We start from the raw sequence: 18,907 nt of genomic DNA on the forward strand, positions 1-18,907 counted from the left end.
ATTTATTTTCTATAATATTTTTTTATGCTACTACTAAAGGTTGTTTTAATTATTTTAATGGGCGTAAATAAAAATTCCTTTAAATAATTAATTTCTTACCTTTGCAGCTGTGTTATATCGCAAATCTATGCGATTTATCGTAAAAAACAATCATTTCGTCGATTATTTTGATTTTTAATTTAACTTATTTATAACAAAAATAAAGAGTGTTATCAGATAATAGTTTTAAAATTTTAAGATTATTTTAAATTTTTCCAATACCAATTAACAGCTTCTTTTAAGCCATTGTTAATATTGTATTTTGGATTGTAATCTAATAATTGTTTTGCTTTATCAATAGAAGCTAAAGAGTGAGGGATATCTCCAATTCTATTATTTCTATGCTTAATTTCAATATTCTTTATAGAATTGTCAAATTCTGATAAATATGTTTTTAATAATGTGGCTAATTCTAGTAAAGTTGTTCTTTCGCCGTATGCAACGTTATAAACATTATTAAGAGCTTTTTCATTATTAGTTGTAATAGCATTTATATTCATTTGTACAACATTATCAATATAGGTAAAGTCTCTTGAATAACTTCCGTCTCCATTTATTACTGGTGATTCATGACTTATAAACTGTTGCACAAATTTTGGAATTACAGCTGCGTAAGCACCATTAGGATCTTGTCTTTTGCCAAAAACATTAAAATAGCGTAAACCAATCGTATCAAAATTATATGTGTTTTTAAATATATCAGCATACAATTCATTAACATATTTGGTAATAGCATAAGGTGATAAAGGTTTCCCAATAATGGCTTCTACCTTAGGTAATGCTTCGTGGTCACCATAAGTAGAAGAACTCGCGGCGTAAACAAACCTTTTAACATTTGCATCTCGCGCTGCAACTAGCATGTTTAAAAAACCAGAAACATTTACATCGTTAGTTGTAATGGGGTCGTTAATAGATCTAGGCACAGAACCTAAAGCCGCTTGATGCAATACAAAATCTACACCACTACAAGCTTTGTGACAATCTGCTAAATTTCTTATATCGCCTTCAATTAGGTTGAAATTGATGTTACCTAAAAAAGGTTCAATATTAATTCTTTTTCCTGTAGAAAAATTATCTAAGCATATAACTTGTATGTTGTTATCTAATAAGGCTTCGCATAGGTTAGATCCAATAAAGCCAGCGCCTCCAGTTACAAGCACCTTTTTTTCTTGTAATATTTTAATCTGCTGTGTAGTCATTTAAATTTGGGGGTTGTGAATTATTAATAGCAACGCAAATATGAAAAAAATAAATGTAACACAGTTAACAATTTATATCAATACCTCTTTTTTACCGACGAAATTCAGTTTTTTGTTAAAAACATCGATTAAGCCAAATAATTTCAAGTAAAAAAATAAATTAAAAATGACTTGTTATGAAAAATAATTCACTATAATGTTAAAATCATGAAATCATAAAAACTTGCTTGCTCAAGAGGAACTTTTTCAAAATCTTAAAAACATAAAATCGACAATCAGCATAGTTTCTCTACCAATGAAAAAGGGTATTGTATTTAGCCGATTTTTATTACTCTTTTAGCGAATTAAAGCCTTAACATAGTTTATAAATTAAAACAATTGCTAAATTTACACCATATTTTAAAATTGAATTGATTAATAGCACATTAATTTAATAAAAGTATAATTTACAGTAACCTAAAAACCCTCTAAGTATTAATCCTTTGAAAGATTGATATGATTTTTTAAAGTTATACTTGAATTATGAAAAAACAAATGAGCTATAAATTATGAGAATGATTCGATTTTTTGTATGTGAGGGATTCGCAAAAAGACATTTTAAATTTGTATTTAGGTGGTTTAATTACCTGCCTTAGTTTATTATGCGATAAAATTAAAGAATAATTAAGATATAGTAATGCTAACCAAAACTAAAATATATTTATCATCACCTCACATGGGAGGATCTGAGCAAAAATTTGTTAATCAAGCTTTTGATACAAATTGGATAGCTCCGTTAGGACGAAATGTTGATGGTTTTGAGAATGACATAAAGGGCTATTTAGGAGGTAATAATGAAGTTGCTGCTCTAAGTTCTGGTACAGCTGCTATACATTTGGCATTACAGTTGTTAGATGTATCAAAAGGACATGAAGTATTGTGTCAAAGTTTTACGTTTTCGGCTTCAGCCAATCCTATTGTATATCAAGGGGCAACTCCAATATTTATTGATAGCGAGTCTGATACTTGGAATATGTCTCCTGAATTATTAGAGATTGCTATTAAAGATAGAATAGAAAAATACAAAAAACCTAAAGCTATAATTGCAGTTCATCTATATGGTATGCCATATAAAGCAAAAGAAATAAATGATATTGCAAAAAGATATGGAATTCCTGTAGTTGAAGATAGCGCTGAAGCATTAGGAAGCACTTATAATGACCAAGCATGTGGAACATTAGCAGACGTAGGTATTTTATCTTTTAACGGAAATAAAATTATAACGACTTCTGGTGGAGGAGCTCTAATAACAAAGAACAAAGAATTAAAAAATAAGGCTGTTTTTTTATCTACCCAAGCAAGAGACAATGCGCCTCATTACGAACATTCGTCTATTGGGTTTAATTATAGAATGAGTAATGTATTGGCAGGGATAGGAAGAGGGCAAATGGAAGTTATTGATGATAGGGTAGCAGCTAGAAGAAAAAATTACAATTTTTATAAAGCTAATTTATCAAAATTCAACACAATAGAATTTTTAGATGAACCAAAAGGTTTCTTTTCAAATAGATGGATTACTTGCATTAAAACAAACTCTTTTGCAATGCGCGAAGAAATAAGACTTGCACTGCAACAAGATGATATTGAGTCAAGACCATTGTGGAAACCAATGCACATGCAACCAGTATTTAAGGACTATTTGTCTTATACTGATGGTACTTCTGAAAACTTATTTAATAATGGGCTTTGTTTACCAAGTGGCTCTAATTTAACACAAGAAGATTTAGAACGTGTTCTGAATATAATTACAAAAACCCCAAACTTATGATGAAGAATTACTTTACTTATTACTCTCAAAAGTACGCTTCTAAATGGCTTGTATTGGCCATTGATTTAGCAATAGTAATGCTAGCATTTTTTGCAACTTATTTAATAAGATTCAATTTTACATTAGATTTTGATATAAATCAATTTTTATTTCAAATTCCTTTTTTATTGGTAATTGCTACTTTTAGTTTTTTAATTATAGGTTCATTTAAAAGTGTTATAAGGCACACCGGTTTTACAGATGTAGTTAACTTATTTAAATCGGTTACACTAATGTCTTTACTTGCCGTTATATTTGTTTTATTTAACAGAATAACAAACATAATTCCAGAATTTACTATCCCTCTTTCTATCATAGTAATGCATGCATTACTCAGTTTTGTTGTATTAAGCTCTAGTAGATTGCTCTTCAAAATGGTTTATAAAGCATTAAAATGTAAATTAACAGCGTCCAAAAGAGTGCTCATATATGGTGCTGGAGATTCAGGTATTATCACATACAATGCATTGCTTAGTAATTTAAGCTCCAGGTTTAGTATTGTTGGTTTTATAGATGATGATATTAAAAAGAACGGTAAATCTATCAATGGTGTTCCAATTTTTCCAAAAAATAAAGTTACAAAAGCATATATAGAATCTAATGCTATTGATGAAATTGTAGTTGCAACTCAAACTATAGATTCAAATAATTTACTAAACTTAATTGATAGTTTGATTGATTTAGATATTAAGGTAACTAAAGTGCCACCAATTGAAAAATGGATTAATGGCGAATTAAGTGCTAAACAAATAAAACAGGTTCAAATTGAAGATCTTTTAGGTCGTGCTCCAATTGAAATAGATAACCCGAATTTATTAAATGAATTTAATGGTGAAACTATATTAGTTACTGGTGCTGCAGGATCTATCGGTAGTGAGTTAGTAAAGCAATTAGCGAATTTTGATGTAAAAATGTTAATTCTTGTTGATCAAGCTGAATCTGCCTTATACGATTTACAGCAAGATTTAAAGCGAAGCGGCAAAGAAGAAAGTATGATTAGTACTATAGTAGCAGATATTAGAGATGGTTTGAGAATTGATAGTCTTTTTCAAGACTATAAGCCAACAATGGTTTTTCATGCTGCAGCATATAAGCATGTGCCATTAATGGAAAGGTCTCCTTACGAGGCTATAAAAATAAATGTGAACGGAACTAAAATACTAGCAGACACAGCATCACGTTATGATGTTAAAAAGTTTGTATTTATATCTACTGATAAAGCAGTTAACCCTACAAGTGTAATGGGAGCAACTAAGCGTATGGCAGAAATGTATATTAGTTGCCTTCAAAAGGAAAGCAAAACCAAGTTTATAACAACACGTTTTGGTAATGTTTTAGGGTCTAACGGATCTGTTATTCCTTTATTTAAGAAACAAATAGAGAATGGTGGTCCATTAACTCTAACACATAAAGATATAACGCGTTATTTTATGACGATACCAGAAGCTTCCCAATTAGTATTAGAAGCAGGTACTATGGGCAAAGGTGGTGAAATTTTCATTTTTGACATGGGTGAATCTGTGAAAATTTATGACCTTGCTAAAAATATGATAAAATTATCTGGGTTAAGATTTCCAGAAGATATCGATATTGAAATTTCTGGATTACGCCCAGGTGAAAAACTTTATGAGGAGTTATTAGCAAATGGTGAAAACACATTGTCTACTTACCACAAAAAGATAATGATAAGCAAAACCAGAGCATTAGAATATAATAGAGTTAAATCTGAGATTGAGGAGTTATGCATTACCAATCGTTTTCAAAACAGCAATATCGTTATGAAAATGAAAAACTTAATCCCTGAATATAAATCTAATAATTCCGATTACGAAAAATTCGATAAAAGAGTTCAAATTTACAAAAAGGTTAAAGGCTTATCATCTGACGACAAATCAGATAAAAGTTATATCAGTCTTTAATAAATAAGTAAATTTTATTACTTTCCCCAAATGTTTAAAAATATGATTAAACCTTTTTCAAGACGCAGGTTACTCATAACGAGCGTTGTAATTAGTTTATTTTTTACTTCTTGTAAAACACGACAAGATATTGTATACTTTCAGAACGCAAAAGATTTTGAGACCATTGTTGATACTGACACTTTTACAGCAAAGCTTAAAGTTGGAGATATATTAAATATTTATATTTCTGTTTTATCAAGTACTACTCCTGAAGGTAATATAATTGATCCTGCAAGCCCATATAATATTGTTAGACAAGGTGGCGGAGGCGGAGGTGCTAACTTTATAGATTATCTTATTGATGTGGAAGGAAATATAGATTTCCCGGTTTTAGGAAAAATTAAATTAGTAGGTTTAACAACAGAAGAAGCAAAAGCACTGATTAAGAAAAAATTTGCTGAAGGCAAGTTATTAAAGGACCCTGTAGTTATTCTACGTCTTTTAAATTATAGAATTACTATTGATGGAGAAGTTAGATCTCCAGGTGTTTACCCTGTATCTGGTGAAAGAGTATCCATTTTAGAAGCGTTAGGTATGGCAGGTGGATTAACCATAAAAGGTAGAAGGGATAATGTTATGGTTGTTAGAGATTTTAATGGTACAAAAACGGTTTCAAGAATAGATTTAACTACAAAAGAAGTTTTTAATTCTCCTGTTTATTTTTTAGCACAAAATGATTATGTTTACGTTGAACCAAATAATTCGGCAATAAGTGTTGCCTCAGGAGACACAAGAATAGGTACAATAATTAGTATAACTTCTTTTCTCTTAACTACCGCACTAATATTTGTAACTAGAAATTAGAATTAGAAATGGCTTTATTACCGAATAATAATTTATCGAATGATAATTCTGAAGATTTTAATTTTAATCTTAAGAAAACCTTATCTGTTTATTTAAAACAATGGAAATGGTTTGTTTTAAGCTTGCTAATAAGTTTTGTATTAACATACATAAGTTTACGATACACAACTCCAAAATATTTAGCTGTTGCCAAAATTATGCTTTTAGATGATAAAGACAACTCAGCGGGTGCACTAAAAGATTTGTCTATTTTCTCTGAGAAGGAAGACGCTATGGTTGAGGATGAAATAGAAGTTATAAAATCCAGAAGCTTTCTTAGAAATATTGTAAAAGAGTTAACCTTAAATGTTAGATATTATGTTAAAGGCAGGATTTATGAATCTGAATTATATAAAAACACTCCGATAGTTGTCAATTTTATTGAATCAGACTCTATAATCAACAATACCAATTTTAATTTTTATGTAGAAATTCTTTCGGCTACGGATTTTAATTACCGAACTAAAGAAGATGGCACAGCAAAAAGACATGCTTTTGGAGAAACCATACCAACATCGTTTGGAGGTATTATTATAACTCCAAAAAAAGAAAATATTGAAAATAGCGTTGGTAGCAATATTAGAATAAATATTGTAAAAGCAGAATCTTTGGCCGAATCTTTAAAGGATAGAATATCTATAGCGCCAATTAAAAAATCTTCCAAAGTTGTTCAAGTCAGTTTAGTAGATCCCGTTATAGAAAAGGCTAAAGATATTGTTAATACGCTAATACATGAGTATAACGATTTTGCTATTCAAAAGAAAAACGAAATATCAAAAAGCACAGCAGACTTTATTGATGAACGTGTTGAGTTAATAGCATCAGATTTAGTAAATGTAGACGATAGCATTGTGCGCTTTAAAACAGGAAATAAAATCACAGACGTAGCTTCAGAAGCTGGACAATTTTTAAACTCAAGTGTGGCTAACGAGCAACAATTGGATGCAACCAAAATGCAACTAAGTCAGCTTAATTTTGTAAAAGAAACACTTGGTGATGATAGCGCAAAATATAGTTCAATTCCCTCAAATTTGGGAGCAGGAGATCCAGCAATTAGTGCTTTATCTGCCAGATATAACCAATTACTTGAGACTAGAAGAACACTTTTAAAAAGTGCTGGTGAGCAGCATCCTAATGTTCTACAATTAAATCAATCTATTGCTAATGTGAGGCAAGACCTCCAACAAAGTATTAATAATTCAAGCAAATCTTTAAGAATTCAAATCGGAAGTTTAGAAAGTCAATCTAGAAGAATTAACTCCAAAATATTAGGAGTTCCTGGGCAAGAACGAAGATTAAGGTCAATTGAACGTTCGCAAGGTATTAAAGAATCATTATATTTATATTTACTTGAGAAACGAGAAGAAGCAACAATCTCTTTAACTGCTACATCGCCCAGTGCTAAAATTATTGATGAAGCATATAATAGTGCTGGTGGACCTATATCACCAAATAAACAAATTGCTTATGCAAGTGCAATATTCTTAGGTCTATTAATTCCGTTCTTAATTTTTTACACTAAAAATCTGTTAGATACAAAAATCCATAATAAAGAAGATTTAGAAAAAGAAATAAAAAACATCACTGTTTTAGGTGAAATACCAAAAGTAAAAGGCAATAATGTTTTAGTAAAAAGAAATGATCGTTCAATACTTTCAGAATCTTTTAGGATAATAAGAACAAATTTTGATTATATTAAAAGAGCAAGAAAAGTAGAGAATTATGATAATGTAATTTTTGTTACGTCAACTATTAATGGCGAAGGAAAATCTTTTTTTAGTATGAATATGGCGTTAACACTTGCCAATACAGATAAGAGGGTGTTGTTAATAGGAGCAGATATTAGAAATCCAAAATTGATTTTAGGACTTGATAGTCAGAATAAAAAAGATTTAGCTAAAGTTGGACTAACAGAATATTTAGTTGATAAATCTATAATAGTTGGTGAGGCTATTAATACTTATGAAATCAATGGCAATAAGCTAGACGTTTTATTATCTGGTAAAGTGCCACCAAATCCAGCAGAATTGTTAATGAGTGATAGAATGAAACCGCTTTTTGATAAGGTTTCAGAGCAATACGACTATGTAATTGTTGATACTGCGCCATCAATGTTAGTTACCGATACACTATTGTTTAGTCAATATGCAGGACATACAATTTACATGACTCGTGCTGACTATACTGAAACACGTATTCTAAATTTCGCGAAAGAATTACATGCTGAAAATAAACTAAATGGTATGATGCTAGTTGTTAACGATGTTAAACAATCTAATTTTGGATATGGTGCTAAATACGGATACTACGGCGCCAAAGAAAAGAAAGGTTTTTTTAGAAGACGCACTTAAATAACTGAAAACGTATTACAGGTTTTCTCAACAATAATTGGTAGCTTTTTAACTAAACTCTTATCGAGAGTTAAGTTAGAAAGCTTTTTTATGTGGTTTTTATTGTGTGTATCTGTAGCAACAAAATCGATTAGTTGTTCTTCTAACAAGTAGCTAGCAGTTTTTTCTACACTATTACCGTAATGATCGCTTAATGATAACAGATTAAGCTGAAAAAAACAGCCTAATTGTTTTAGTTTTTTATAATAACCCTTAGTGTTATGATAAAACGAATAGCGCTCTGGATGTGCCAAAATTGGTAAATAGCCCTTCATTTTAATTTTAAAAATGATCTCTTCTAAATTAATTGGAGGCTGAAAATAAGACATCTCTATCAATAAATAATTTCCTTTTAGTGTAAATAATTCTTGAGTATCTAGTTGTTTTTGAAAGCTATCGTCTAGCATATATTCTGCAGCAGGATTTATTGTAATTTCTGACAGTATTTTAGAATCTAAAGCATCTAATAATTGTTGATAAGCATCACCAATTGTTTCATCAGTATTAGGATAAAAATCTTGCATTACATGAGGCGTTGGCATAAATTGCTTAACACCCAATGCTTGCATACCTTTAATTAGCTCTATAGATTCTGAAGTGTTTTTTGCACCATCATCAATTCCTGGTAATATATGAGAATGTATATCAACAAAATCTTCTAATAAATCTTTGAGGAATACTTTTTTAGAAAAAAAATGAAACATTATTTAAAGTAGGTTAGTTAAAAGATAAAAGTGTTTTATTCTTATTAATCTCTAAAAATATTAGGTTCAATAGCATTAGTATCTACAACAATATTTCCTAAATCGTTAATCTCAATATTATCACTATTAAAATTAGTCATTGTGTAATGCAATTTATTATTTACTTTTACTAAATAGACAGCATCGGGCTGTTTTAACTTCAATGGCTAATAGTTTCGTTTCTATGGTTGTCAAAGGTAATAAACATCATCATCTCCATAACCATCAGGATATTTCTCTGCTAAAAGATTTAAAACTTTTGGAGTTAGTTTTTTATAATCAACTATAATTCCTTTCGTAATAAAAATTTTGGTTGATAATTATAAAATTACAAAAATATATATTTAACTCTCATAAAATTCAAAAGCATCAATTATAATGCTATCATCAACTAAGCAGTCAATTTTTGGTTTTCCAATCTTTTCAAGGAGTACAAAATTTATATTGCCATGGTTATTTTTCTTGTCATATTTTAATAAGTCTATAATACTTTTATATTCACTTTTATCAATAGCAACTTTATCGTAATAGCTTAAAAACAAGGTTTTAATTTCTTCAGTTGTTTTTCTAGGAAAACCAACCAATTCTGTAGAAATATAGCTAGCCAGAATCATTCCAACAATAATGGCTTCTCCGTGTAATAGCTCTTTTTTATTTTGATGACTTAAGAAATAGGATTCAATAGCATGCCCAAGGGTGTGCCCAAAATTTAATGTTTTTCTAAGACCGTTTTCAAAAGGATCTTCTTCAACTACATTTTTTTTAATAATAACAGATTCGTAAATCAATTCATCCAAATCTTCTAAGCTAAGTTTAGATAAATCTTTAAATTTATTCCAATAGTTTTCATCACTAATTAAGCCATGTTTTAACATTTCAGCTAAACCAGATCGCATTTGGTTTTGTGGTAGTGTTTGCAAAAAAGTTGTGTCAATAAGCACTAAATCGGGAGTACTTATAACACCTATTTGATTTTTTAAAGCCCCTAAATCTACACCCGTTTTTCCTCCAACAGAGGCGTCAACCATAGATAATAAAGAAGTTGGTACATTTATATAAGCAATACCCCTTTTAAAGGTAGAGGCAACAAAACCGCCTAAATCTGTAATCACCCCACCGCCAACATTAATTAATAAACTTTTTCTATCAGCGTTCAATTCAGATAATGAATTCCAAACACCAGAACAGGTGTCTATGGTTTTGTGTTCTTCTCCAGCTTCAATTTCTATAATTTCAACTAAAGCATTACTTTCTAGTTTCTCTAAAAAATTTGGCAAGCAATACTCGTAAGTATTCTCATCAACTAAAATGAAAATTTTAGAAAAATTGTTGACCTTAAGGTGTTCATTTAAAGCTGTATAGCAAGCTTCATTAAAATGAATTATAGAATCATTTGCAGTGATAGATTTCATGAAAAATATAACTAATAATTGTAGCGGTGAAATTAAGGAGATTTTATATAAAATGATAACTAACTCTTAATTATATTTGTGCAAAATTTTAAAGATAATGCAAAAAACTGACTCTATTTTTGAAAATACCGAAATAGCGTTTGCACTTAAGAGTGATTCTGAATTAGAACGCGCCTATTTTTTGTTTAAAATGATTTCTATTGAACCTTTGGTGAAAATTGGAACTGCAGCCACAAACTTTGCACTCAAGGCTAATTTGCCTGTTGAAGGACTAATTCGATCTACAGTTTTCGATCATTTCTGTGGTGGTGTTAATGAAGAGGATTGTTTACCTGTTATTGATAGGATGTACGAAAAAGGGGTGAGTGCAGTTTTGGATTATTCAGTTGAAGGCAAAGAAAATGTAACCCAATTTGATGCTGCATTAAAGGTGGTTCTTAAAATTATAGATTTTGCCAAAGAAATTGATGCCATTCCTATAGCTGTTTTTAAACCAACTGGTTTTGGGAGATTTTATTTATACGAAAAACTGAGTAGAGGTGAAGCTTTAACAGAAATGGAGCAAGAAGAGTGGGATAGAGTTGTAAACAGATTTGATATTGTTTGTAAAAAATCAAAAGAAAATGATATTACTATTTTAATTGATGCTGAGGAAAGTTGGATGCAAAAAGCAGCTGATGATTTGATAACGCAGATGATGGAAAAGTACAATATTGAAAAGCCTATTGTTTTTAACACATTGCAAATGTATAGACACGACAGGCTAGAGTTTTTAAAACAACAGCATGCATTAGCTAAAGAAAAAGGGTTTTATTTGGGATATAAGCTGGTACGTGGTGCATATATGGAAAAAGAAAATGAACGCGCGGAAGAAAAAGGGTATAAGTCGCCTATTTGTAAGAATAAAGAAGAAACTGATATAAATTTTGATGCAGGATTAAAATATGTTTTAGATAATTTAAAAGACATTGCCTTATTTGCTGGGACACACAATGAAGAGAGTTCGTATTTATTAATGCAATTAATGCAAGAACGCGGATTAAGAAATAACGATTCTAGAGTTTGGTTTGGCCAATTATACGGTATGAGCGACCATATAAGTTATAATTTAGCAGATAAAGGCTATAATGTTGCTAAATACATGCCTTTTGGACCCGTAAAGGATGTTATGCCTTATTTAATAAGACGTGCTGAAGAAAACACATCGGTAGGAGGTCAAACTAGCAGAGAACTTAATCTGCTACGCAAAGAGAAAAAGCGCAGAAAACTAAAGTAACTATAAATAAGTTTTAAGTATTTTTTTTATTTCCGAATTAGAATTGTAAGGTGTTATTTTAAAAAGCGCATCAAAACTTATATTAGGTAAAATATCCTTTTTTCTTTTTACTTGCATAATTTCTTTATGAGCTGTTGCTACTAAAGTTTCATCAATTGAAATTATATCTTCATGTAATTTTTCTCCAGGGCGAATATTAGTAATTTTTATATCTATTTCCCCATCAAAAAATGTAATTAAAACTTTGGCTAAATCCAATATTTTAATGGGATTACCCATATTAAAAGTAAAAATAGATGATTCAAAATTTTTGAAAGTTGCAATTTTTAATATTAAATTACAAGCTTCGCCCTTGCAAATAAAATAGCGTGATATATTTTTGTTTGTAACTGTAAGCGGTTTACCAGAATTAATTTGACTAATGAATAATGGAACAACCGAACCGTTTGAGCCAAATATATTTCCAAATCGAGTAATAATAAATTTAGTTTTTTCTTCAATATTTAAATTTAATAAATAGTACTCAGCGATACGTTTAGTCATCCCCATAACGCTAATAGGGTTTACTGCCTTATCGGTAGAAATAAAAATAAATTTTTTAACGCTATGTGTAATTGATAAATCTGCTAAAAGTTTAGTGCCAATAATATTAAGTTTTACAGCCTCATACGGGTTAGATTCCATTAATGGCACATGTTTGTATGCGGCAGTATGAAAAATAAGTGTGGGTTTATGAGTTTTAAATAAATAGTTTAGAGATTCTTTTTCGGTAATATTTAATAAAATAAATTCTACGTGCTGTGATTTGTTTTCTAATTCTTTTTGAAGTTCATACAAAGGAGATTCTGCTATATCAACCAGTATAAGCTTTTTATAATTACAATCAACAAGTTGTTTTGTGAGTTCAGCACCAATGGATCCTGCAGCACCAGTTATTAGAATCGTGTCGTTTGAAAAATCTAAATTTGGATATTTTTTTTTTGAATTAGTTTTTGAATGAATTAATCCTGAATCTGCAATTAATTGTTTAATATGATTTAGGGTAGAATTATTCATTAACTTTTAATTTCGGTAAAATGTAGATTTTGGTGGATAAATTACATTTGCAAAGTATGAATAATTACCTTTTGAAGCAAATCTATTCTACTTTGTAATTACCTTAACAATAGTCATTAAAATCAGTTTCATATCAAAAAAGAAACTTTGTTTTTCAATATATTTCTTATTAAACTTTAGTTTATCTGGTATTATAGTTTTGATAAAAAAATCTTCAGGATTATCGGCAGCTTTTAAGAGTTCAACTTCGTTTCTGTATTTTAATGATGCTAAACCTGTAATGCCAGGTCTAACTTTAAATATTTTCATATCGTCATCATTATAAAAATTTACATAATAACGCAATTCTGGCCTTGGACCAACGAAACTCATGTCGCCTTTTAAAACATTTATTAGTTGTGGAAATTCATCTATTTTATAGCGCCTTAAAAAATAGCCAACTTTTGTAACTCGTGAGTCATTATTACCAAGCGTTAACAAACCATCTTTTTCAGATTTAATACGCATGGTTCGGAATTTATATATGTTGAAATCAACATTATTCTTCCCCACACGATTTTGAATAAATAAAATTGGACCTTTGGAATCTAGTTTAATTAAAATAGCAATTAGAAGAAGAATAGGAGCGAGGAGGAGTAACCCAATAAATGAAAAAACTAAATCGAAAAGACGTTTTATCATTCGGCTATATAATTAGTTATTTTAGCAATACTATCGCAATTTTCAACAGTAAGTTTAATTTCTTTTTCATTATAATGACCTTCAATTATGTATAAGCCACATGGTTTTTGTCGTGTATTGCTTTCAGAGAAATTAATATCTCCTTCTTTTAAAACATGCTGTATTGCTGTAGTATCTATTGGTGTGCTGGTACTATATTCTATAGTTTTTAGGTTGATGTTTTTTAAAACTCTTGCCTCTGGACCATAATCACAGGACACTTTTTTGCCATTTAAAAAAAACGCGAGAATAATTAGCCCTAATGAGAATCCGCCCAAATAATAACCAATACGTTGTATTAATTTCATTTAAAAATAGTTGTTGTTTTATAGGATGCTGGTTTTAAAAAATAAGTAAATTGATATCGCTATATTTTAAATCGAACCATTCACCAACAGGCTTGCTGGTTAAAATCCCGTGGTAAAAATACAACCCATTTTTTAAACCTCTATCAAATCTTAAAGAATTTTCAATACCACCTTCTTCGGCTATTTTTAACAAGTAAGGTGTAAAAATATTACTGATAGAAACCGAAGCTGTTCTGGAATATTTGGCTGGTATGTTAGGCACACAATAATGCACCACATTATGTTTTATAAACGTTGGTTTTTTGTGTGTTGTAACTTCGCTAGTTTCAAAACAACCACCCATATCAATACTTACGTCAATAATAACAGCGCCTTTTTTCATGTGTTGCACCATAGCTTCAGATACAATAATTGGTGATCTGTTTTTTCCGCGAACAGCACCAATAGCCACATCACAACGTTTTAAAGCTTTGGTTAAATTTTTTGGTTGTAACGTTGATGTAAAAAGCGGGCGACCAAGATTAGTTTGTATGCTTCGTAATTTTGTAATAGAATTATCAAATATTTTAACGTTGGCGCCTAAGCCAATGGCACTTCTAGCTGCAAATTCGCCAACGGTTCCTGCTCCAAGAATAACTACTTCAACAGGAGGAACACCACTAATGTTACCAAACATCAATCCGTTGCCATCTTTACTATTTGACAGCAATTCTGCGGCAATAAGTGTTGAAGCTGTTCCAGCAATTTCGCTTAAAGACCGTACAGCAGGATATGTACCGTCATCATCTCTAATAAACTCAAACGCCAACGCAGTAATGCGCTTAGATGCTAAAGCTTCAAAATACTTTTTTTCTTGTGTTTTAAGTTGCAAAGCAGAAATAAGTATGGCTTGCGGATTTAATAATTTTATTTGGTCAATGCTTGGTGGCTCTACCTTTAATATCATTGGGCAAGAAAAAACTTTTGCTGTGTCTTTTGTTATTTCTGCTCCAGCTTCACTATAATCTTTATCACTAAAATTAGCGCCATCACCAGCTCCAGCTTCTATTAAAACTTTATGTCCGTTATAAACAAGAGCCGATACAGCATCAGGCGTTAAACACACACGCTTTTCTTGATAAGCTGTTTCTTTAGGAATTCCAATAAAAAGCTCGCCTTTACGCTTGTGTATTTCAAGCATTTCTTCTTGAGGTAAAAGTTGCTGTTTTGTGAAAGGTGATAAAGATTTTGACATGTTCAGATTGTTAAATAAAAATCAAATTACGAATAAATTCTGATTGTTTTATAATTGTGAAGAAAATAATTTTTTAACCTATGTAAGATTTAATTTTGATTTAATTGTGGTTTTACCGCACCTTTGTTAATCATAATTATTTTAAGTTTGTGTTTTAGTTATATTTATGAGTTTAAAATCCATTCATCTCCTTTTATTTGTTTTTTCTATATCGTGTTTTTCTCAAGAGTATAGAGTAAATGGTTATGTTAAAGATGATAAAAGTAATGCTATTGCATACGCAAATGTAGTTATTACTAAAAACTCTAAAGTTACTGAAGGCATCGCTATTGGTGCATCTACTGATGAAAACGGTTATTTTATAATAGAAAATTTAATAACTGGTAATTACACCATTAAAGTTAGTTTTTTAGGATATATAACTTATACAGAAACCTTTGAGTTAGACAAACACACTAAATTAAATAATATTGTTTTAAAAGAAAACATAGAAGCTCTTGGTGGCATTACTGTTTATGCCAAAAAGCCAACATTAAAACGACTTGTAGATCGTTTGGTTTTTAATGTTGAAAATTCTACGCTATCAAACAATAATGTTTTGGATGTTTTAAAAAATACTCCAGGTGTTTTAGTGCACGATGGTAATATTACTGTTAAAAATTCTGAACCTACAGTTTATATAAATGATAGAAGAGTGCATTTATCATCGAGTGAAATTCAACAACTTTTAGAAGGCACATCAGCTACTAATATAAAATCTATTGAGGTTATTACAAATCCACCTGCTAAATACGAAGCCGAAGGAGGAGCGGTGCTTAATATTGTTACTAGCAAAAATATTGTAGCTGGTTATAACGGAAGTGTTTTTGGAAATTTTAAACAGGGCTCAGAATATCCAAAATATGCTTTTGGTACAAGTCATTTTTTTAAAACAAAAAAGTTAAGTGCATACATAAACTATAATATTAGCCCAAAAAGAGATTTTAGAAACAATACCGAGGCTGTAAACTTTATTGAAAATAATCAAAACACATCTAGTTGGGAAACTGATTATAAAAGGACACGTGAAACTTCAAATCAAAATATAAACTCAAGTATAAACTATCATCTAAATGATAAGAATAACATAGGTTTTTCAACAAATTTATTGTTTTCACCTAGAGCAAATACTAAAAATACTGTTGACTCTTTTACCGAAGTTTATAATGTTAGTGGTGTATTGGATTCTACATTTACCTCTTTAAATAGAAAGGTAGATGAAACTTTTAATTTGGCATTTACACTTGATTATTTACTTAAACTAAAAAAGGAAGGAGAGAAGTTGTCGGCAAGTGTGCATCATACGAATTATGATTTTTCAAGTTTTCAAAATGTAGATACGGACTATTTATTTCCCGATGAATCATTAATTAGAAGTAATCGGTTTCAAACCTTTTCAAGTCAAGAAATAAAAATATATACAGGTCAGTTTGATTATGAATTACCAATAAATGACTCATCTGAATTCGAAGCTGGTTTAAAAGTATCGAATATAAATTCAGAAAGTATTTTAGATCAGTTCTTATTTGATAACGGAATAAAATTGCAAGATTTAGAAAATTCAGATAAGTTTTTATACGATGAAACTAATTATGCTGCTTATAGCAGTTACTCCAAAGATTGGGGTAAATGGCATTTGAAGGCTGGACTAAGAACAGAAATAACGAATATAAAAGGCAATTCGTTATCTACAAATCAAATTAGTAATAATGATTATATTAAGCTCTTTCCGTCTTTCCATTTATTAAATGAAATTAATGAGAATAATGAGATTTATTTTAATTATAACAAGCGAATATATAGACCAAGATATGATCAATTAAATCCATTTAAATATTTTCTAAATGATAATGCTTTTGTTACTGGAAATCCAAAATTAAGACCACAAATTGACGATGTTTTTACATTAGGCTATACGTTTAATAAGGATTACACTTTTGAGCTCTATTATAGATATGAAAACAACTCTACACTTCTAGTCATTGTTCAAGATAATGAAGAGAACCTTATAAAGAATATTAACACTAATTTAAACAGGTCAATATCTTATGGATTAGATTTTACAACTTATACAAAAATTTCAAATAATTGGAATTTGTATGCTTTGGCCTCTGCTTTTAAATTTGAAGATCAATTTAATGCTTTGGAAAGTAATAACGAATTAATAGATAATGGCAGATGGTCTGTTTATTCTCAAATAATAAACTATTTTACGTTTTTAAAAGATAAAAGTTTATCGGCAGACTTAGCTTATTTGTATGTGTCTGATATTGCCTCGGGACCTTATGTAAATAGTTCAAGGTCTAGCTTAGATCTTAATTTAAGAAAATTACTTTGGGAGAATAGAGCGTCTTTAAGTATTGGTATTGTTGATTTTTTTAACAATCAAAATTTCTCACGTAGTGCCAGATATTTGAATCAAGATATATTCTTTAAATATGGAAAAGAAACCAGACTTTTTACATTGGGTTTTAATTATAAATTTGGAAACTATAAATTAAAAGCAAAGAAAAAAGAAATTAACTCACAAGAACGCGATAGATTACAAGAATAGAGTAGTAGAACAATATTGCCATAATTTATTGTTAAAAGTATTCTTTTATTTTACCCCAAAAGTTTTTAGGAGATACCTTAAATTCTTCTTCTAATTCCTCTAAAGACTTATTCACTTCATTTATCCTATTGAATATTCTAGCTCTTATTAAGTATATTGATGGTATAATAATAGCCATTATTGGTATTAAGTAAATTAATTGGCCAGAATCAAAAAATATAACTTCTTTATTTAATAAGTCAAAAGTCTGGTAAGAATACATGGCAATTGGAACTAGTAGAGTGTGATACCACCAATGTCTACAAGTAAAAAACCATAAGAACAATAAGTATAAAGGAATTAATTTACCAGTAAGTACCCACATACCTACATTGGCGCTTTCATAAAATCCACTATTGTAGTCAAACAAAAAAGTGTTCCAGACTTTTTCATCTGGAACACTTTCGTACAAGTAAAATAAATAAGGTGTTATAGCAATTAAAGTAGCTAATATACTACCAATAACTATATTCTTATTATCAGATGTCTTAATCTGAGACTTTGATTTTTCGCTTGTCAACTTTTGCGGTTTGTTGTGCATCTACGTTATATGTATTAGCAGCTTGTGCTAAAAACAACATACCTCCAAAAATTGCGATTGCAATTAAATACTTTTTAGTTTTCATTTTATTAAGGGATTTAATTAATTAATAACCAAATGTAGCTAAAGAGTATTTTTGCGAAATTGTTTAAATGTTAAAAAAATGTTAAAATGACATTTTCTTAAAATTTATGCTGAGGGTTTCCCGTAAATCTTCAAAAATCAGAGTATTTCATGTCGTTTTTAATCACAAATCATGCTTTGTTAGGGGTGTTTAATTTTATATTTAGTTTTAATATTCTTTTATTTTTAGAATTAAAATCAATAAAAATCTCATCAAATTCATCAAACAAAATAGGTTCAATTTTTTCTGGCCACTCAATTAATTTATAATGTTCAGAATATAAATAATCTTCTACTCCAAAATTATAGGCTTCTTCAATATCATTAATTCTATATAAATCAAAATGATATATAAAACCATTTTCAATTTCATATTCATTAACAATTGAAAACGTGGGGCTGCTCACTTCATCATTACTGCCTAGTATTTTAACTATAGCTTTTATAAGTGTTGTTTTACCTACACCCATATTACCATAGAATAATAAAGTTTTACTTGTTGCGTTTTTAATTAATTGTTTTGCAACATGTTCAACCTCATTTAACTCATAACTTATTTCCAATGTTTACAATGTTTATAGTGC

Annotated in this window: 17 protein-coding genes; 6 read left to right on the forward strand and 11 right to left on the reverse strand. The window is 29.7% G+C overall.

The annotated features are described in order from the left end of the window. Positions 1 to 239 precede the first annotated feature (239 nt). Complete coding sequence (locus L3X37_RS09770) at positions 240 to 1,238, reverse strand: SDR family oxidoreductase (RefSeq protein WP_237239994.1); 999 nt, start codon at positions 1,236 to 1,238, stop codon at positions 240 to 242. 676 nt (positions 1,239 to 1,914) lie between these two features. On the opposite strand from L3X37_RS09770, the gene L3X37_RS09775 reads away from it, so the two are divergent. The 4 genes from L3X37_RS09775 to L3X37_RS09790 are packed head-to-tail and all read left to right on the forward strand — an operon-like array spanning position 1,915 to position 8,239. Next, positions 1,915 to 3,045 carry an aminotransferase class I/II-fold pyridoxal phosphate-dependent enzyme gene (locus L3X37_RS09775; protein ID WP_237239995.1) on the forward strand — a complete coding sequence of 377 codons (1,131 nt, stop codon included), beginning with the start codon at positions 1,915 to 1,917 and terminating at the stop codon, positions 3,043 to 3,045. After that, positions 3,042 to 5,003, forward strand: coding sequence for a polysaccharide biosynthesis protein (locus L3X37_RS09780; protein WP_237239996.1), 1,962 nt, complete (start codon positions 3,042 to 3,044; stop codon positions 5,001 to 5,003). The genes L3X37_RS09775 and L3X37_RS09780 overlap by 4 nt, the downstream gene beginning before the upstream one ends. Positions 5,004 to 5,045: 42 nt before the next feature. After that, on the forward strand, positions 5,046 to 5,849 hold the full coding sequence (locus L3X37_RS09785) for a polysaccharide biosynthesis/export family protein (RefSeq protein ID WP_237239997.1): 804 nt from the start codon (positions 5,046 to 5,048) through the stop codon (positions 5,847 to 5,849). Between the two features lie 8 nt (positions 5,850 to 5,857). Continuing rightward, positions 5,858 to 8,239: a GumC family protein gene (locus L3X37_RS09790; protein WP_237239998.1), complete on the forward strand. Its 2,382-nt coding sequence runs from the start codon at positions 5,858 to 5,860 to the stop codon at positions 8,237 to 8,239. Here L3X37_RS09790 and L3X37_RS09795 read toward each other — a convergent pair. From L3X37_RS09795 to aroB, 3 genes are all read right to left on the reverse strand, one after another. Next, positions 8,236 to 8,982, reverse strand: coding sequence for a tyrosine-protein phosphatase (locus tag L3X37_RS09795; RefSeq protein WP_237239999.1), 747 nt, complete (start codon positions 8,980 to 8,982; stop codon positions 8,236 to 8,238). The genes L3X37_RS09790 and L3X37_RS09795 overlap by 4 nt on opposite strands. A 44-nt stretch (positions 8,983 to 9,026) precedes the next feature. Further along, positions 9,027 to 9,185 carry a hypothetical protein gene (locus tag L3X37_RS09800; RefSeq protein WP_237240000.1) on the reverse strand — a complete coding sequence of 53 codons (159 nt, stop codon included), beginning with the start codon at positions 9,183 to 9,185 and terminating at the stop codon, positions 9,027 to 9,029. A 180-nt stretch (positions 9,186 to 9,365) separates the two neighbouring features. Beyond that, the gene (aroB, locus tag L3X37_RS09805; protein WP_237240001.1) at positions 9,366 to 10,433 is read right to left on the reverse strand and encodes a 3-dehydroquinate synthase; all 1,068 of its coding nucleotides are present in this window, start codon (positions 10,431 to 10,433) and stop codon (positions 9,366 to 9,368) included. Positions 10,434 to 10,530: 97 nt separating this feature from the next. Here aroB and L3X37_RS09810 point away from each other — a divergent pair, with 97 nt between their 5' ends. After that, the gene (locus L3X37_RS09810; protein ID WP_237240002.1) at positions 10,531 to 11,709 is read left to right on the forward strand and encodes a proline dehydrogenase family protein; all 1,179 of its coding nucleotides are present in this window, start codon (positions 10,531 to 10,533) and stop codon (positions 11,707 to 11,709) included. Here L3X37_RS09810 and L3X37_RS09815 read toward each other — a convergent pair whose 3' ends face one another. From L3X37_RS09815 to L3X37_RS09830, 4 genes are all read right to left on the reverse strand, one after another. Further along, positions 11,710 to 12,765 carry an SDR family NAD(P)-dependent oxidoreductase gene (locus tag L3X37_RS09815; protein WP_237240003.1) on the reverse strand — a complete coding sequence of 352 codons (1,056 nt, stop codon included), beginning with the start codon at positions 12,763 to 12,765 and terminating at the stop codon, positions 11,710 to 11,712. Between the two features lie 87 nt (positions 12,766 to 12,852). Next, positions 12,853 to 13,446, reverse strand: coding sequence for a sugar transferase (locus L3X37_RS09820; protein WP_237240004.1), 594 nt, complete (start codon positions 13,444 to 13,446; stop codon positions 12,853 to 12,855). After that, positions 13,443 to 13,793: a hypothetical protein gene (locus tag L3X37_RS09825; RefSeq protein ID WP_237240005.1), complete on the reverse strand. Its 351-nt coding sequence runs from the start codon at positions 13,791 to 13,793 to the stop codon at positions 13,443 to 13,445. The genes L3X37_RS09820 and L3X37_RS09825 overlap by 4 nt, the downstream gene beginning before the upstream one ends. A gap of 34 nt (positions 13,794 to 13,827) precedes the next feature. Further along, on the reverse strand, positions 13,828 to 15,027 hold the full coding sequence (locus tag L3X37_RS09830) for an alanine dehydrogenase (protein ID WP_237240006.1): 1,200 nt from the start codon (positions 15,025 to 15,027) through the stop codon (positions 13,828 to 13,830). Positions 15,028 to 15,193: 166 nt separating this feature from the next. On the opposite strand from L3X37_RS09830, the gene L3X37_RS09835 reads away from it, so the two are divergent. Next, entirely contained in the window at positions 15,194 to 17,620 is a 2,427-nt protein-coding gene (locus L3X37_RS09835; RefSeq protein ID WP_237240007.1) for an outer membrane beta-barrel protein, read from the forward strand. Between the two features lie 31 nt (positions 17,621 to 17,651). Here L3X37_RS09835 and L3X37_RS09840 read toward each other — a convergent pair whose 3' ends face one another. The 3 genes from L3X37_RS09840 to tsaE form a co-directional block, all read right to left on the reverse strand. Next, positions 17,652 to 18,179, reverse strand: a complete 528-nt coding sequence (locus L3X37_RS09840) for a hypothetical protein (RefSeq protein ID WP_237240008.1) — start codon at positions 18,177 to 18,179, stop codon at positions 17,652 to 17,654. Next, positions 18,148 to 18,285, reverse strand: a complete 138-nt coding sequence (locus tag L3X37_RS09845; protein ID WP_237240009.1) for a hypothetical protein — start codon at positions 18,283 to 18,285, stop codon at positions 18,148 to 18,150. The genes L3X37_RS09840 and L3X37_RS09845 overlap by 32 nt, the downstream gene beginning before the upstream one ends. Positions 18,286 to 18,454: 169 nt before the next feature. Beyond that, complete coding sequence (tsaE, locus tag L3X37_RS09850; RefSeq protein WP_237240010.1) at positions 18,455 to 18,886, reverse strand: tRNA (adenosine(37)-N6)-threonylcarbamoyltransferase complex ATPase subunit type 1 TsaE; 432 nt, start codon at positions 18,884 to 18,886, stop codon at positions 18,455 to 18,457. Positions 18,887 to 18,907: the final 21 nt, after the last annotated feature.

Source organism: Wocania arenilitoris (genome assembly GCF_021728535.1).
Lineage (GTDB): Bacteria > Bacteroidota > Bacteroidia > Flavobacteriales > Flavobacteriaceae > Wocania_A > Wocania_A arenilitoris.

Bases quoted from the DNA above. Each gene is read 5' to 3' on its own strand.
- L3X37_RS09770 (WP_237239994.1), bottom strand. From the start codon at position 1,238: ATGACTACACAGCAGATTAAAATATTACAAGAAAAAAAGGTGCTTGTA.
- L3X37_RS09775 (WP_237239995.1), top strand. From the start codon at position 1,915: ATGCTAACCAAAACTAAAATATATTTATCATCACCTCACATGGGAGGA.
- L3X37_RS09780 (WP_237239996.1), top strand. From the start codon at position 3,042: ATGATGAAGAATTACTTTACTTATTACTCTCAAAAGTACGCTTCTAAA.
- L3X37_RS09785 (WP_237239997.1), top strand. From the start codon at position 5,046: ATGATTAAACCTTTTTCAAGACGCAGGTTACTCATAACGAGCGTTGTA.
- L3X37_RS09790 (WP_237239998.1), top strand. From the start codon at position 5,858: ATGGCTTTATTACCGAATAATAATTTATCGAATGATAATTCTGAAGAT.
- L3X37_RS09795 (WP_237239999.1), bottom strand. From the start codon at position 8,982: ATGTTTCATTTTTTTTCTAAAAAAGTATTCCTCAAAGATTTATTAGAA.
- aroB (WP_237240001.1), bottom strand. From the start codon at position 10,433: ATGAAATCTATCACTGCAAATGATTCTATAATTCATTTTAATGAAGCT.
- L3X37_RS09810 (WP_237240002.1), top strand. From the start codon at position 10,531: ATGCAAAAAACTGACTCTATTTTTGAAAATACCGAAATAGCGTTTGCA.
- L3X37_RS09815 (WP_237240003.1), bottom strand. From the start codon at position 12,765: ATGAATAATTCTACCCTAAATCATATTAAACAATTAATTGCAGATTCA.
- L3X37_RS09820 (WP_237240004.1), bottom strand. From the start codon at position 13,446: ATGATAAAACGTCTTTTCGATTTAGTTTTTTCATTTATTGGGTTACTC.
- L3X37_RS09825 (WP_237240005.1), bottom strand. From the start codon at position 13,793: ATGAAATTAATACAACGTATTGGTTATTATTTGGGCGGATTCTCATTA.
- L3X37_RS09830 (WP_237240006.1), bottom strand. From the start codon at position 15,027: ATGTCAAAATCTTTATCACCTTTCACAAAACAGCAACTTTTACCTCAA.
- L3X37_RS09835 (WP_237240007.1), top strand. From the start codon at position 15,194: ATGAGTTTAAAATCCATTCATCTCCTTTTATTTGTTTTTTCTATATCG.
- L3X37_RS09845 (WP_237240009.1), bottom strand. From the start codon at position 18,285: ATGAAAACTAAAAAGTATTTAATTGCAATCGCAATTTTTGGAGGTATG.